At 29.3% G+C, this 15,835-nt stretch carries 16 protein-coding genes; 3 read left to right on the top strand and 13 right to left on the bottom strand.

All coding sequences use genetic code 11. The features are described from left to right. Nucleotides 1-259: 259 nt before the first annotated feature. The 12 genes from CD035_RS08260 to CD035_RS08315 all read right to left on the bottom strand — a co-directional run bounded on the left by CD035_RS08260 (nucleotide 260) and on the right by CD035_RS08315 (nucleotide 11,428). A complete protein-coding gene (locus CD035_RS08260) occupies nucleotides 260-928 on the bottom strand; it encodes an ABC transporter ATP-binding protein (protein ID WP_048541153.1) in 669 nt (222 codons plus the stop codon). 11 nt (nucleotides 929-939) lie between these two features. Continuing rightward, nucleotides 940-1,860: an ABC transporter permease gene (locus CD035_RS08265; RefSeq protein ID WP_048541155.1), complete on the bottom strand. Its 921-nt coding sequence runs from the start codon at nucleotides 1,858-1,860 to the stop codon at nucleotides 940-942. Further along, nucleotides 1,857-3,023 carry an ABC transporter permease gene (locus CD035_RS08270; protein WP_048541157.1) on the bottom strand — a complete coding sequence of 389 codons (1,167 nt, stop codon included), beginning with the start codon at nucleotides 3,021-3,023 and terminating at the stop codon, nucleotides 1,857-1,859. The genes CD035_RS08265 and CD035_RS08270 overlap by 4 nt, the downstream gene beginning before the upstream one ends. Before the next feature lie 18 nt (nucleotides 3,024-3,041). Beyond that, on the bottom strand, nucleotides 3,042-4,541 hold the full coding sequence (locus CD035_RS08275) for a DUF6583 family protein (protein WP_048541158.1): 1,500 nt from the start codon (nucleotides 4,539-4,541) through the stop codon (nucleotides 3,042-3,044). Nucleotides 4,542-4,618: 77 nt separating this feature from the next. After that, nucleotides 4,619-5,227 (bottom strand): C39 family peptidase, encoded by a 609-nt coding sequence (locus CD035_RS08280; protein WP_048541160.1) that lies wholly within the window; start codon nucleotides 5,225-5,227, stop codon nucleotides 4,619-4,621. Between the two features lie 150 nt (nucleotides 5,228-5,377). Beyond that, nucleotides 5,378-5,734, bottom strand: coding sequence for a transcriptional regulator, SarA/Rot family (locus CD035_RS08285; RefSeq protein WP_048541161.1), 357 nt, complete (start codon nucleotides 5,732-5,734; stop codon nucleotides 5,378-5,380). Between the two features lie 418 nt (nucleotides 5,735-6,152). Beyond that, nucleotides 6,153-6,506 (bottom strand): DoxX family protein, encoded by a 354-nt coding sequence (locus CD035_RS08290; RefSeq protein ID WP_025906850.1) that lies wholly within the window; start codon nucleotides 6,504-6,506, stop codon nucleotides 6,153-6,155. Then, nucleotides 6,506-7,558 (bottom strand): LLM class flavin-dependent oxidoreductase, encoded by a 1,053-nt coding sequence (locus tag CD035_RS08295; RefSeq protein ID WP_048541162.1) that lies wholly within the window; start codon nucleotides 7,556-7,558, stop codon nucleotides 6,506-6,508. Before CD035_RS08295 ends, CD035_RS08290 begins: the two co-directional genes overlap by 1 nt. A 128-nt stretch (nucleotides 7,559-7,686) precedes the next feature. Further along, complete coding sequence (locus CD035_RS08300) at nucleotides 7,687-8,052, bottom strand: hypothetical protein (RefSeq protein ID WP_227532046.1); 366 nt, start codon at nucleotides 8,050-8,052, stop codon at nucleotides 7,687-7,689. 24 nt (nucleotides 8,053-8,076) lie between these two features. Then, nucleotides 8,077-8,625, bottom strand: a complete 549-nt coding sequence (locus tag CD035_RS08305; RefSeq protein ID WP_048541163.1) for a tubby C-terminal domain-like protein — start codon at nucleotides 8,623-8,625, stop codon at nucleotides 8,077-8,079. Between the two features lie 30 nt (nucleotides 8,626-8,655). Further along, a complete protein-coding gene (locus CD035_RS08310; protein ID WP_048541165.1) occupies nucleotides 8,656-9,402 on the bottom strand; it encodes a transcriptional regulator, SarA/Rot family in 747 nt (248 codons plus the stop codon). A 19-nt stretch (nucleotides 9,403-9,421) separates the two neighbouring features. Further along, nucleotides 9,422-11,428, bottom strand: coding sequence for a helix-turn-helix domain-containing protein (locus CD035_RS08315; protein WP_048541167.1), 2,007 nt, complete (start codon nucleotides 11,426-11,428; stop codon nucleotides 9,422-9,424). A gap of 488 nt (nucleotides 11,429-11,916) precedes the next feature. Between CD035_RS08315 and CD035_RS08320 the strand changes: the two genes are divergently transcribed. Further along, nucleotides 11,917-12,696, top strand: a complete 780-nt coding sequence (locus tag CD035_RS08320; RefSeq protein ID WP_048541169.1) for a CHAP domain-containing protein — start codon at nucleotides 11,917-11,919, stop codon at nucleotides 12,694-12,696. 43 nt (nucleotides 12,697-12,739) lie between these two features. Here the strand turns inward: CD035_RS08320 and nhaC are convergent, their stop codons facing one another. Next, on the bottom strand, nucleotides 12,740-14,140 hold the full coding sequence (gene nhaC, locus CD035_RS08325) for a Na+/H+ antiporter NhaC (RefSeq protein WP_048541173.1): 1,401 nt from the start codon (nucleotides 14,138-14,140) through the stop codon (nucleotides 12,740-12,742). Between the two features lie 380 nt (nucleotides 14,141-14,520). Between nhaC and CD035_RS08330 the strand changes: the two genes are divergently transcribed. After that, complete coding sequence (locus CD035_RS08330) at nucleotides 14,521-15,081, top strand: CHAP domain-containing protein (protein ID WP_048541175.1); 561 nt, start codon at nucleotides 14,521-14,523, stop codon at nucleotides 15,079-15,081. A gap of 144 nt (nucleotides 15,082-15,225) precedes the next feature. Then, nucleotides 15,226-15,624 (top strand): DUF4870 domain-containing protein, encoded by a 399-nt coding sequence (locus tag CD035_RS08335; protein ID WP_048541176.1) that lies wholly within the window; start codon nucleotides 15,226-15,228, stop codon nucleotides 15,622-15,624. The last annotated feature ends 211 nt before the right edge of the window (nucleotides 15,625-15,835 follow it).

A 15,835-nucleotide genomic window follows, 5' to 3' on the forward strand; every position in this document is an offset into this window, starting at 1 on the left:
ATATGTTTTGCAATACGTTTTTCTTTTTCTAAAAATTTAGATAAATACAATCAAAAAAACATACTAAGATTATTGTTTCAATAATCTTAGTATGTTTAAAATTATGATGATTTTTTTAATTACTTACGGTCGCTTTAGTTACAGTTCGACCAACTTTTGTTACTATGGGCCTCCTTAGTTACAATTCCACCGACTTTTGTTACTATGGGTCTCCTTAGTTACACTTCCGCCGACTTTTGTTACTAACTGCTACTCTTTTTCACAATACAAGACTGTCTTCAAATGCCCAAGATTTATCGGTTAATATATTTCTATAGAATGGATCTTTTCCTATTAACTTAATTTCATCTGCTAAGCTTTCGACTTCATCTAAATGGTGCGTTGTTAATATAATAAGTCTTGTTGTTTTTAAATGATTTAATAATTTATGAATGTCAAATCTAGATTTCAAATCAATACCTACTGTTGGTTCATCTAAAATTAATATACTTGGATTACCGAGCAATCCGATTAATAAATTAACTTTACGTTTTGTACCACCAGAAAGCGAAGAGATTTTTGCTGTTCTTTCATATAAATTCAACTGATTACAGTAATCTTCTATAAGCTCTGAAGATATAGGTTGTTTATTTAATGCTTTAAAAAATTCTATATTTTCATTTACTGTCATATGTTCAAATAATGCAATATCTTGAGGTATATAACCTATGATTTCTTTGATTTTTTTATTGTTTAACTTTTTCCCAAAATAACGGATACCCCCACTATCTGGATTTTCTAATGCTGTAATCATCCTTAGTAATGTTGACTTACCAGCACCATTTTCACCTAGCAATACGGTAAGTGTCTTATCCTTAAATGTTGTATTAAAGTCATGGAAAATTTCTTTATCTTTATACTTTTTTGATAAATGCTCTATTGTAATCATGTATACACCTCCTAAACTTGAATATACAAATAAAGACAACTTATTGCGATAGACCATATGATAGACATAAATAATTTATGACTAAGCGTATTTATTTTAAATAAGAATATACTTAAGACACTTTCATATATACATAATGTCATCAATAAGACCAAATAAAATACGATGCTTAATGACCATGATAATAGTAAGCTCGTAATGGTTACAATCGCGAATAATAATATGACATGACTCAATATATAATACGTATATAATTTGATTTTGGTGCCATTAAACATCATTAATCGCTCTAGTGCAGCATTTTGTTTCAGTCGTTGGTGCAATACAATTTGACTACAACTCACGATTAATAGCAATGCAACATATACTGCTGCACCAATCGAAACATCTGAATGCTTTTGAACTGCATGGTGTTCCATTTTAGAGTGAGGTGTATTTTTAATATACGCTTCTTTAATTTCTTGCATTGTTACATCTTGTTTAGATTTCTTTAAATGACCTTCAATAATGACGGGTATTTGCTGTTGGTATAAAGCTTTACTCGTCACTTCTAATGCAATTTCTCCAATGAAATCATCTTTGTAATATAGCGGAATGCTATCACGTAAACGATTTTCTTTTAAACGGTTACTAAAATCATCAGGTATTTGTAAGCTTACGATTGCTTGCTTTTTTTGAATGACATCTTCGATATACGCCTCATTCTTTGGTAAATGTATGACTTCTAAATATTTTGTTTGTTCTAAAGTATGCACTAACTCTTTTGAAGATTGAGATTTATCCAAATCTTGAACAGCTATTGGCATTTTAAATAATTGATTGCTAGATGCTTGAACGCCTACAATGAGCAATATTGTTATAAACAGCAACGCCACTAAAGTTAAATATTGTTTCCATTGCTTTTTAACAACTAAATGAAAGATTGATTTCATCGGCGATACCTCCAATACAAAGCAGAGATTACTAATACAAGCATAATACCTAAATGCCAATAATACATTGGATGTGTGTCAATGATGTAATTATTTAATAGCATTTCTACTAACTGATTAAACACAATTGAAAATGGTAATGCCTCAATTATTCCTGCACTCAAACTTTTTAAATAAATGATTGGAATCACTGCGCCAGATAACAATATTATCACTAACGTTAATAAAACTTTGAACAAATAATTCAACATACTTCTAAACGCAATATCTATAAGGAGAAACACTAAGAATATCATGATTAAATAATAAGCAATATCTAAACTAAGTTGCCCAATATTATACATTTCAAATTCTGGTTTAAGAAAATGTATGATGACCCATAAACCCAGTATACTCCATAGTGTTGTATAGAAAAGACTAAACACACCTCTTACAATTGTTAATTTTTCATATGAGAAATGATACATACTTAATCGTTCTCTCAACACATCTTTTTGATTCATTTTTAAAATGCTAAAAATTGAAAAGAAGAAGAAAAAAATAGATAAAAAATAAGTTGAAATTGTATAATAACTGAATGTATCAAATACTTTGATAGGCTCATCATCAAAGGAGCCGCTTCTATTTAAACCAGTAAATAACATATCTGTCATCATCGTTAATAATTCATTTTCGGATGCACTAGGATAAAGATACGTATAAGACATCGCCCCACCCATCGACAACATTAACCGGCTATAGACCGAATCTGTTAATTGCAAAATAATAATACTTTCAACTGATTGTTTATCATATGTATTCACAACTATTGGTAACTCACCATTTTTATAAAATGCTTTCGTCATGCCATCTTTAAAGACAAAATAGCCATCAATTTTCTTTTTTGATAATAGTTGTCGTGCTTTCTCTTCATTATAATGCTTAATAGACAAATCATTTCCAAGCGATTGCCCATCACCTATCGCATTTAAAATTAACTTTGTTTCTTTTGATTGATCTTTATCTACGATTCCAATCGTAAACGCCTGATCTTTTTCGTTTACTTGGTTAACCCCAATCATTACGGCCAACACAGCTAACAATAATAATAAAATATATGCAATCAAATACCACTTTTTAATTAAAAAAGAGTGGTATATGTTGAACAATTTTATTGTCGACATATAACCACTCCTCTCTAATTATTGAATATCTTTCGCAAGATCTTCTCCTAAATCTTGTAGCTTATCTTCTATTTCTTTTGTTAAATCATCAACTTCTGAATCTGATAATGTATTAAAGTCAATCGCGCCATCTTTCTTGAATTTAATGTCTTTTTTCAGTTCAGTTTTACCATCCATAATTAATTTAATATTTTCACCATTCACATCAAAATCAACATTTAATTTTTGTTTTTGTTGATTGTTTTTAGTGTCTGTTGTTAAATTATGGTCGTAATTTAAGTCGAAGCTTTGACCGCTAGATGGTGCAATCGTCACTTTACCTTTATCCGTACGTTTATCTCCGTCAACTTTAGATTTATTATCTAATTTTAGTGTTGTTGTTGAGTATGAATTTTCTTTGATTTCTAGATCATATTTATCGCTAATTTCATCTTTACCAGTTGATTTACCTTTAAGTGTAAGTCCACCGTCTTCACCTGGTGCTGATACTTTATAATCTACTTGTACGCCATCATCAATAACATTTGTACCTTGAATTCTAACTTTTTCATTATCTTTATTTGTAATTGTTAAGTCACGTTTCAAGATTTCTTTACCATCTACATAAATGATAGATTTAACTTTAGGATAATTCTTTACATCTTCGTCTTTAGCTTTTTTCAATAAATCTTTAATTTCTTTATCGTACTCTTTTACATTACCTTGTTTTTCTACGATGTTTTTAATATCTTCATCTTTTTTAGCTTCTTCAAGAATTGCTACAACAATTTTCTTAGTATCTTTCTCACTTAAGTTCATTGTTACTTTTTTCAAATCTTTTTCATCATCAAAAATCTTAACTTTTTCTTTGTCTTTTTCAAAGTTATCGTCATCTAATTGATCAACAAACAAGTCACTATATCTTTTTGAGATTTTGTCGATTTGATCTTGAGAGATTTGAGAGCTTGATAAGATCGTATTTAAATTTAAAGAATCATTTGTGATTTCTTGTCCATCTGCTGAATCTAATGATTCACCAGAAGCTTTTTCGATTCCTTTTTTAATTTCATTATTTTTCACTTTATATATGTCTTTAAATAATGGTGTTTCTAAATATTGATTATTTTTGTCTGCGCTCCATTGGAAGTTACCTATCTTGTTGTCTGCAATTGTAGGTTCAATACCTAGTTTAGAGTTTTTCGCTTTAGGATCATGCCCAACATTGAAGACAATATTCGTTGAGTCAATAACCGACTTTGGTATACCTAATTGTGAAACTAATGAATCTGATACTTCTGCTCCAAATTTCAATGAAGTTTCATAAGATTCATCTTTCATTTTATCTTGGAATTCAGTTTCATTTTCAAACCTGTCGTTAAAATATTCTTTCCAAGATTTTGCTGATTCTTGTTCACTTAATAAATATGTATTCTTTGGCGTATTAGTTAGAAAATAATATGTTGCTGCACCACCAATTCCTACTATTGCAAGAAAGGCTACTACAATTCCTATAATTAGTAACTTTAATTTAGTAGACATTTAAACACCTCTTTTTAAAATTTATAATCATATCATAACAAATGTTACAACATTATGACATAATATTTTAAAAATATTTATATTTTTTTGTAAATACACATTTTTCCTGGCGTATTATAACTAATCTTCATTTTATTTTTTTTCATTTTGATAATTTGATATTTGGATGGCCCCAAAGCTGGGATATATACGTACCCAAATATTTGTTTCCATAAAGGATCTATATAATAATAATATTCATCATCATATCCAATTAATAAAGTTACATGGATATTTGTAACATAGGATTTACCTTTATTTCCGATTTTAAAAACTTTTCGAATCGGTTTAGACCCTAATGTTGTATGATATATTACAATTGGATGTCCTTTATCAATTATATGCTCAAGCTCTTCAAGCTCAGTACCAGTACCATCTATAATTTCAGAGTCATATCTACTTAGAAATTCCGCAAGCACATTCGGAAAAATAGTTTGGTGATGGCCAAATTTTATTAGAAAATGATTGCCTACATATCCCTTTTCCGGGTTATCTGAATGTGTTGGCCACTCTCTCATAATAGTCGTTGCATTAATATCTTTATTATAGTAATTAAGCAACATTGAACTTGCCGTACCTTCACACCCCATGACCATTGGTATAGGAAATAATTGACTTTTCGGTTTAACATTTAATATTACGCCCATAAAGGTTCTCCTTTTACGAAATCTTCTTAAATTAAAACGTTTGTTTATACTTATAATATATCATTTAACATTTAACTACATAGTATAAGAAAGCGAGACTGAAGTATCTTTTAAATAAAAAGATTTCTTAGTCCCGCTTCTCACGATTTTTTATAATATTTCAGCTTCAATTTCCATTAATAATTTTTTTATCTTTTTATGTTGGATTTTAGATACTTGAATAGCGACAGTTCTCTCATCTTGATCATTTCTTTTCTTAGAAATAAGCCCTTTTTCTTTTAAGTTTTGTACGGCTTTTGAAATATAGTACGGCTTAAATTTAGATTGTTTGATGATATCTTTAACATTGTAACAATCTTTCTCGCCTCTATATATATAAACTAAAATATATATTTCTTCGAATGAGAGTGCAAATTGACTTTTGATATTTGCGACATAATCTTTAGATTTCTTAGTTGTGACAACTAATTCAACGATGTTTCTGATTGGTACTGATACTGATTCCATTGCAAATCAACTCCTCAAAATAATCTAATAAATTGTTGAATTGGTATATTGTGCAATCTTTAGTATCTATAGCTTTTTTCCTTTTCAACACAATGATTTAATAATATTTATTATTTTATAATGAGTTTTAAAAACATTCAACAAATTTTCAAATAATGACTTTTCAACATTTTTATTTTTAAGACAAACCCTTTTATATCAAGCTCTACAGCGTTCAATTCACAAAATAATAACCCGTGTATATAGTTTGTTTTTATGACATTTTAAAAGTTCATTACTTTTGAAATATAAAGAAATCCTGTCATAAATTGAAGAATATATATTAATAGTGATGATAGATTTTCTTTTGTATTTTCATAATTTTGTATTATACAAAAAATCTGATACATCATAATGTACCAGATTAAAAGGTTATATATTATTTTTTCTTACCTAATGTATCAACGAAACTTAATGCAGATAAACCTAAAAGTGTTAATGCATGTTTTGCACCTTTAAAGCCATGTCCAGCTTCATAATGTTTATATGCTGCAACTGTCATAACTGATCCTACAAGTACTGAACCTAATCTTGATAAAGATTTGTTACAAGCACTTAAGAATAAGAAGATTGAACCTACTAATTCAAGCCCGCCAGCTAATTTCATAGCGTTTCTTGAAAGACCAAAACCTTCTTCGAATTGTTGAGCCATACCGTCGTCATCTTTCACTTTTGGTTGACTTGAATCAAAAATTTGTTTACCTACATATACATTTAATAAATATCTTAACATTACTTAATTTCCTCCTTATTTTTCATATATTCATCTACAATCGGTTTAACTCTTTCACCTAATAGTTGAATAGATTTTAATACTTTTTCATGTGGCATAGAACCTACTGGTAAATGTAACATAAATCGATTAACACCTAAATCTTCGTGCAGTTTAATAATTTTTGCTGCAACTGTTTTAGGGCTTCCGACAAACATTGCACCATGAACAATTTCCTGTTCAAATTTTTCCATTGAATATGGTGGCCATCCACGTTCTCGTCCTAATTGATTTATAACATATGCACTTGATGGATAATATTCTTCCATCGCTGCTTCATCAGTTTCTGCAATGTAACCCCATGAGTGTGTCGCAACAGGTAATTTAGATGTATCAAAACCATTTGATTCAGCAACAGCTTTGTACATTGCTACATTACGTTTAAAACGACTTGGCGCCCCTCCTATAATAGCATAAGTGATAGGTAATCCCAATTGTCCTGCTCTCATAGAAGATTCTGGATTTCCTCCAGTTGCTAACCAAATAGGTAATTTATCTTGAACTGCTCTTGGAAATACTTTTAAATGATCAATTGCTGCTCTTGTTTCTCCTTGCCAAGTTACAGATTCATTTTCATTAATTTGCATTAATAAATCCAATTTTTCTTTATAAAGTAAATCGTAATCTTTTAAGTCATATCCAAAGAGTGGAAAAGACTCAATAAAAGAACCCCTACCTGCCATAATTTCTGCTCTTCCATTACTAATAGCATCTAAAGTAGCAAATCTTTGATAAACCCTAACAGGATCATCAGATGATAATACCGTTACAGCTGATGATAATCTAATATTTTTAGTTTGACTAGCCGCAGCTGATAACACTGTAACTGGATCTGATACTGCATAATCTTCTCTATGATGTTCCCCTAATCCATAAACATCTAATCCTACTTTATCAGCTAGCTTAATTTCTTCAACGATTTGATTAATTCTTTCGTGTGCGGGGAAAGGTTTATCCACACCATTAATTGGAGAGATTTCAGCAAATGAAGATAACCCTAATTCAAATTTCATGTTCTCACCTCGATATAATTAATATACTAGGTATAATTATAATACTAATTTGTTATTTGTCAATGAAATTAAACAAAATAATAAATTAGCGAATAAACTTATGCATAAGTTTATTCGCTAATTTTTATTTAAATATCATTTTCTAAATTGCATATTTTTAAAATAGACTGCTTTAATGGCATTTCTTGTTCATAGATTCTTAGTTGATCGATTGTTTCTGGATTTAAATAAATACACTTTCGAGGTTCTCCATTTTGAAAAGCGACAATTGCTTCTCCATCATCTGTATTTTCAAACATTCTATCAACGTCGGAAAAATATTGACTTAAAATATAAATTAATGCATCACTATATCTTTCACGGTCTTTTTTATATAATTCAACTTGATCATCTTGTATATAATACGCATCAACAATAGTCATGCCATCCATTTCAAGTTTTTCATGAGTAACATCTTGACTCAGTTGTTCTCTCTTAAAAAATTTAAACAACATAAACGATCCCCTTCATTAATCATTTTAATTAGATTTACTTCTTTGATACTCCTGATACTCAAAAAATACTTGGAATAACATAATTAACATTGCAGGATGATATTGTGAATTGAAAATATCAATATCATGATTAGATGCAATTTTAAATCTTTCAGACTTAGTTTCCATGATTAAGTTATTTGTGTCATCTGTTACTTTAACAGATCTAGATATAAATCCTGATTCAAACAACAAAGTATCGTTTTTTTCACCATTAAATATTATTCTAGGTTTGAATCCAATTTTTGTTTCGAATGTGCCTATTTTAGTATCATTCTTAAATACTTCCCAAACAGTTTTAAAAGGGGTCTTTAACTTTCCTTCTATCGATCTTTCTTGTATCACTTTAAAAGAGCCACCTTCAAATTCGATCATAAAATTATGTTTCTTTCTCCCTAATAACGCGAATGTTTCTTGTCTAGTGGATGTGTAATACAAACTTAATATAAATATAGGATTATTGTGTTCATCATAGACTTCAATTGGTTTAGTAGATGCACCAAAAAAGTTTTCTTTGAAATGATATTGTGACATATTAACCTCCCTAATAAGCTGTTATTATGACTATTCTACCATAGCTAAATTTTGTGCACCATTTTTAATGTTTTGTGCTTTTAGAACATTTTCTATCATTAATTTAATCATTTTTTCTTTGTATGGCTTAATAGAAACTAATACAATTCTTTCATCGGTATCAGCTCTATCTTTATCAAGATAGTTTAATTGCACAAGGGCTTTTATGGATTTATTGATTTTTACTAAATCCCATCCAAATTGCTGTTTAATGTCTTTTAGTGTTCGACATCCATTCTGAGACATCTGTATAAATAATAAAATCATAAATTGATCGACATTTATTCTATATTGATGATGGATATTATGATGGATTTCACTAATCATACTATTAACCTCTATAGCATAATCAATACAATAATTTGAATTTACATGTGTAGATATCTCATTTAAATTACTCTTAAAGTCCAGTTCTATTTGATTAATTAGTTGAGAAATTTTCATTTTGTGACGAGTTTCTACTATTATAATTATTTTTCTCTCATCTTGTTTTAGTCGTTCTTTTTTATAATAATTTAAATCATGTAAATAGGATATGACATGTGTTAACATCGTTTGATTAATACGAAGTACTTCTTTAAAATCTAAAGCTGTAAATTTCTTTCTCTTCTGATTATCGTTAATAAATTTCAATATTTTTAAATGATAAATATTTAATGCGTAATTTTTCTTTAGTATTTTCTTCACCTGAAAATTTAAATAATTAAATTTCAATAATTCGTTCTTATGTTCAATCATAGCTCAATACCACCTTAGTTTATTTTCGTTTTATATAGATATGTTTAATGACATCCGCTGAAGAATCATAATCTATTACTAATTTTTTTGATTCTTTTTTTAAATTTATTGTATTTATCTTTTTATTCGTTTCTTCATTAAACTGCTGATTAATTGCCTTATTACGCTTAATAAAAATATCGTGAATTCTAAACTCAAATTCCTCAATGTTTAAACCAGTAATATTTAGTTTTTGCTGCAGCTTATTAAACAGTTTATTGTTTGGAAAGATTAATAGCTGGTATTCATTTAAATAATGCGTTATGAGGATACTGCCATTAAAAAATATGATATTTCCTCTTAATCTTTTTAAAGTTAATATTAATTCGAATAACTGATACTGACTTTCTTTATTTAACTGTAATTCTTTTATCATAAGGTGACTGCTCTGTGAAGGTATCATACTATCAATCCAAGTATCATCTATAATAATTGAAATTCTTTGCTTATATTCTAAACACCATTTAAATGTTTCAATAAGTGAATCAATTCGATTAGGGGTTGTCGGTTGATATAAGATATTTATCGAAGAATTATTCTTTAATATAGTAGTTATTTCTCTATCGGAGACTAATTCATGGTAAACTTTATAGGCAATTTGTTTATTTCCTTCTATTATATTTGTCATTCGGTTAGTTATGTATTTATCCCGATTATTTAATATTAGTGTTACTTTTGAATCTTTTAATGTGTCTTTTATCATTTTATAGATATGATTATATTGGTAAAATGTCATATTTAAATAGAAATGAAATTGTCGTTGTCCATAGTAGTATGTACAATCGATTAGATAATTTAAAAGTTTCTTTAAGTCTTCTTCAAACGCCTCTAGATTTTTATTTCTAGACAACTTTAATTCAAATGAAATTTCAAATTGATGCTCTAAAGAAAATGAAAACATTTGATGCATTAATCTATTTTTCTCAAAATTAGCTTCATTTAAAAACTCATCAAGTAATGAATGCGAGAATAATAAACCATATTGCCCAATTTCTCTCCTCATCGTTAAAAGTTTTGATTGTTGAAAATTATTTGTTAGTGCCTCAATGTTTCTGATATATATTAATAAGTTTGATGATGGCATATTTGATGTTAGCTGTGAGTCTATATTAATATCTAAACTAATAAAATCTACAAAATTGTTTGTCAAAGCTCTAATTTCCTGAGATATCTTATTAAAATTTTCAAGAAGATTCGAGCGCTTATTATTAAATGGATAATACTGATCATTTGTGAGTTGCTTTCGATATTTCGCTGGTGTTATATGATATTTATCTCTGAAACTTGCTATAAAGTTTGATTCGTAAGTAAAACCATTATCACCTGCAATTTGCGTTATAGACTTCTTTGAATAAATCAAGTCAAATATGGCGTAGGATAAACGAATATTTTTTCTAAGTTCTCTATATTTCATATCTGTTATTTCTTCTAGATTTTCTGAAAACCATCTCACTGATAAAATACAATTCGTCGCAACTTCAGCAATATATAACTTCTCTTTATAATGTTCATACATATAATTGATTGCTTTATGTATATCATTATTTAAAAAATAATCATGATTTTCATTTACAATTCTATATAATCGCAATGTCATCATTAATTGCTTAATTACATCAAACATATTTATGTCCTTGTCTTTTTTATATTTAATATAATTGGCGAGTACCTTATTCATGTAAAATCTAATAACATTGTAATCAAGTTTATCTACATCAATATAGTACTTTTTTTCGAATTGAAAAAAATAATCAAGTTCACATCTTGATAAATATAAACTAGCTATAACTGTATCTTCATTAGAATAAATACGATATTGTTCTAAATCATTTATGATAAGAATGTCATTTGCTTGATATACTTTACGTTTACCATTGATATATATTTTACTACTTCCTTCTATTACATATAGCAGTATTAACCCCATATTAAAATCAGATTGAATATTTAATGGTTGATAAATCTTAAAATTACCATCATACAACATGTTAAACACCCCAATTCCTTATGAAACATCTTTATTTATTATTTATGATAATTATAATTCAACAAATATTACTAAAAATACTTTATTCTTGACTTTTTATTATGAAATTTTGTACTTATTTTAATCCTTCAGATGGAATATTCTTTTGTTTATTGGATATAATTTTTCATAGTATTATCCAAAGTCAATTATTTTATTATGTCTTAAATATTACAAACGTGTAACAAAGAATCGTGTATAACACCTAAAAGTACTTAAAAACGTTGGTATTACAACGTTCTTTATTCAGTGTAAAATGTTCGGAATTATTACATGAAATCTTTAGATATTTAAATTAAATTACAAAGCTTTAACATTCAACACAAACTAAACGATTTCTGATAAAGTAGATTTTGTTGATTAACAGCGAAGAAAAAACTTATTAGAAAAAAAAACATAAAACATATACGAAAAATTATTTTTAAATTATCTAGGAGGATTTATTTATTATGAAGAAAATCGCAACAGCAGCAATCGCAACGGCAGGAATCGCAACATTTATGGCACATGACGCAGATGCAGCAGAAAATACACAAGGATATAATCCAAACGATCCATATTCTTATTCTTACAATTACACAATTGACCAACAAGGTAACTACCACTACACATGGGAAGGTAACTGGAATCCATCATCTCATTATGGTAACCAAGCTCAACAACAAGTAGCATCTAACACTGCTTCTTCAAATAACGAAGCAGCTTCAAATACAAATTATTCACAACCAGCATTCAATGCTGCACCAAATGGTGGTGGTTTAGGAGATTCACATAACACGTCTTCAAATCAAAATAATGTTCGTGTAACAACTACACAAGCACCATCAACTAGCAACAATACAGCAACTACATCAAACTCAAGTTCAAATGTAAGCACTACAACTACATCAACTTCTCGCCCATCAACTGGTGGAGGAGCTAACTTATACACTGCTGGACAATGTACTTACTATGCATTCAGCAAACGTCCTGACTTAGGTAGCACTTGGGGAAATGCTAATAACTGGGCTAGTGCAGCAGCACAATCTGGTTACACAGTAAATAACAACCCATCTGCAGGTTCAGTATTACAAACTACAGCTGGTGGTTATGGTCACGTAGCTTACGTTGATAAAGTGAACTCTGACGGTTCTATCCAAGTTTCTGAAATGAACTACCAAGGTGTAGGTGTTGTTTCAACTCGTACTATCTCAGCTTCAGCAGCTGGTTCATACAACTACATTCACTAAGATGAATATAAAAAAAAGAGCAATCGCTATGATTGCTCTTTTTTTATGCATTTGTTTTTACTTTTTTAATACCGATACCTGTTATACCATAAAACGCTGCAAAGATTACACATAAATAACATGGAACAGCCCACCAGAAGAAATCTCCTAATGAAACATGCAATAAATCTCGATAGTATATACCTGAAGTTCCCCAAGGAATAAATGGCAACACCATTGTTCCGCAATCTTCTAGCGTTCTTGATAAGTTCACACGATCTAAATTACGCTCATTATACATTTCCATTAACAGTACACCTATCATAATAATCACGACAGATGCAACACCAGCTGCAAAAACGAGTATTAAACTTCCCGCTATCGTAACTAATATCAGATGTGAATCTTTAGAAACTTTACTAGATATTGTCGTTAAAATAACTTTTAAACTGCCAGATGCTTCTACAATACCCGCAAAAGCATAACCACAAAAAATCGTTACAACAATTTCAGTCATACTCATAATGCCACCACGTTTTAACAGTTCTACCATTGAACTTGATGCATCATTTTCAGATAAGCCTGTCATATTGATGTTGAAACCTTGCATCGTTACATTAAATGCATCTACAATTTCAAATCCATTATTAAACACACCTACAAACATTGCGACTAAACTGGATAATAACATCATCGGTACAGTAGGTTTTCCTATACTAATACCTAATACGATAACAATGACTGGTATCCATACCCAAAAATTCAAATTAAAAGCCGTATCAATATTACTCAATAATTCATTTATTCTTTTGCTTTCTACATTTTTAGCATCAAATTGTAAACCTACTATAAACCATACAATGAGCCCTATAATTGATGCAGGTATTGTCGTCCACATCATATGTTGAATATGCCTAAAGATATTTACTTTCGTTACTAATGCAGCTAAATTAGTTGTATCTGAAAGTGGTGACATTTTATCTCCAAACACTCCACCAGCTATTACAACACCTGCAACCATACCTATCGGAATATTCATCTCATTAGCAATCGCCATTAAAGCTATACCGGCAGTACCTACTGATCCCCATGCAGTACCTGTTGCGACAGATGTAACGGCTGTTATGACAAATGCAGTTACTAAAAAGTATGTCGGATTAATCGTTTCTAAACCATAGTAAATTAAAGCAGGTACAGTGCCTGAATACATCCACGTACCTATTAAAATACCGACTGCAAATATTATGTATATAGCTGGCATTGCAGTTGCTAGCCTCTTTGTAATGCCATCTTGCAAGTCTTCCCAAGTTAAGCCTACTCTAATGGCTATAAAGCTCGCATAAACAGCCGCAATAATTAATAATGGCTGAATTGGATAATGTAAAATCCCAAAACCAATCAATACGACTAACCCCATAAATAAAATTGTAGAAATTGCTTCAAATAAAGTTGGTAATCTCTTCATATAATGCCCCCTTCCATATACTTAGAAAAGTAATCATATTATTTTATATATGAAAAAAGTAGTCGCAAATGATTTGCTAACTACTCTTTTTCAATGATTTAATCCTTAATACAAATATTACAAGCTAATGACATTAATTTTCTAAAAATTCCTCGTAAAACCTTATATTATCGGTATATTTTCTATATTACTGTTTGTCATAATTGGTCAAAAATATTACTAAAATATTGTATCTGATTATGATTAAGTAACAACTGTATGAAAACACACACAAACATAAAAACATCTGTTAAAGTATTATTTGTCGTCGGAAAACGACACAAACAAAACTAAAAATTTAAATTTAAAACATATACGAAATTTACGGAGGATTATTTATAATGAAAAAATTAACAGCATTCGCAGTATTATCTACGGGACTAGCAACAACAGTAATTGGAAATGGTGAAGCTTCAGCAGATACTTTCGATAACGCTCAAGCTCCAATTCAAAACCAAACTCAAACTCAAAACTTTAACTATACTAATAATTATAGCCAAAATTACAATACTTCAAACATGAGTCAATCATTTACTTCATCAGTTACTCAAACTGCAACTCAAACTTCAAGTTCATCAGCTAACTTATACACTGCTGGACAATGTACTTATTATGTATTTGACAAAAAGCAAGCAGATGGAGACCCAATTAGCTCAACTTGGGGAAATGCTAACCAATGGGCAGCAAATGCAGCAGCAGATGGTTACACAGTAAACAACACACCTAAAAAAGGTTCAATCTTACAATCAACAGCAGGTGCTTACGGTCACGTAGCATACGTTGAAAATGTAAACTCTGACGGTAGTGTTGAAGTTTCAGAAATGAACTACCAAGGTGAAGGTGTTGTATCAACTCGTACTATCTCAGCTTCAGAAGCTGGTACTTACAACTACATTCACTAAGATTAATATAATATATCTAAAAAGGAGACTAGGCATACCATTGTCTAGATCTCCTTTTTTATTTATAAAATAATTAATTTATATTATTGATTGGCTACAGCGATAAAAAATTGTATACTTAAATTAAGTTAGGAGGGATTATACATGAGTGAAAACGAACAAAATCCATTTCAACAAACTTCAACACATTCAACATATGAAGATGTATCACAACACTTAGATACAACTGATGATGATAGATTATTTGGTATGCTTATATATTTAACAAGTTTCTTTGCTTCATTTTTTGCGCCACTTATCATTTGGTTAATTAAAAGAGAGAACTCTCCATTCGTTGATAAAATTGGTAAAGATTATTTAAATTTCTTTATTTCATATACGATTTGGGGACTTGTTGCTTCCCTATTATGTTTAATACTAGTAGGTTTTATTTTAATACCAATATTAGCTATTTTAGCTTTTGTCTTTACTGTTATTGGTGCTATCAAAGCATACAATGGAGAAACTTATTTACCACCATTATCAATCCGTATGATCAAGTAACACTTTCATTTTTCGAAAGTGTTATTTTTCTTTTTTATGGTAAAACTGATTAAATACGAATATTTAATTTCATGATAGAATGATGTATACTCTTATAATCTTAAGAGTACCGTATTTTATGAATCCCCTTTTTAAACGTTATTTGTGCACTTCCATTTTATGGAAAGGCATAATTTTTTTTGTACTTTATTACTACAGTGCTTTAAAGGAG

The sequence above is a fragment of the Mammaliicoccus sciuri genome (assembly GCF_002901825.1).
Classification (GTDB): domain Bacteria; phylum Bacillota; class Bacilli; order Staphylococcales; family Staphylococcaceae; genus Mammaliicoccus; species Mammaliicoccus sciuri.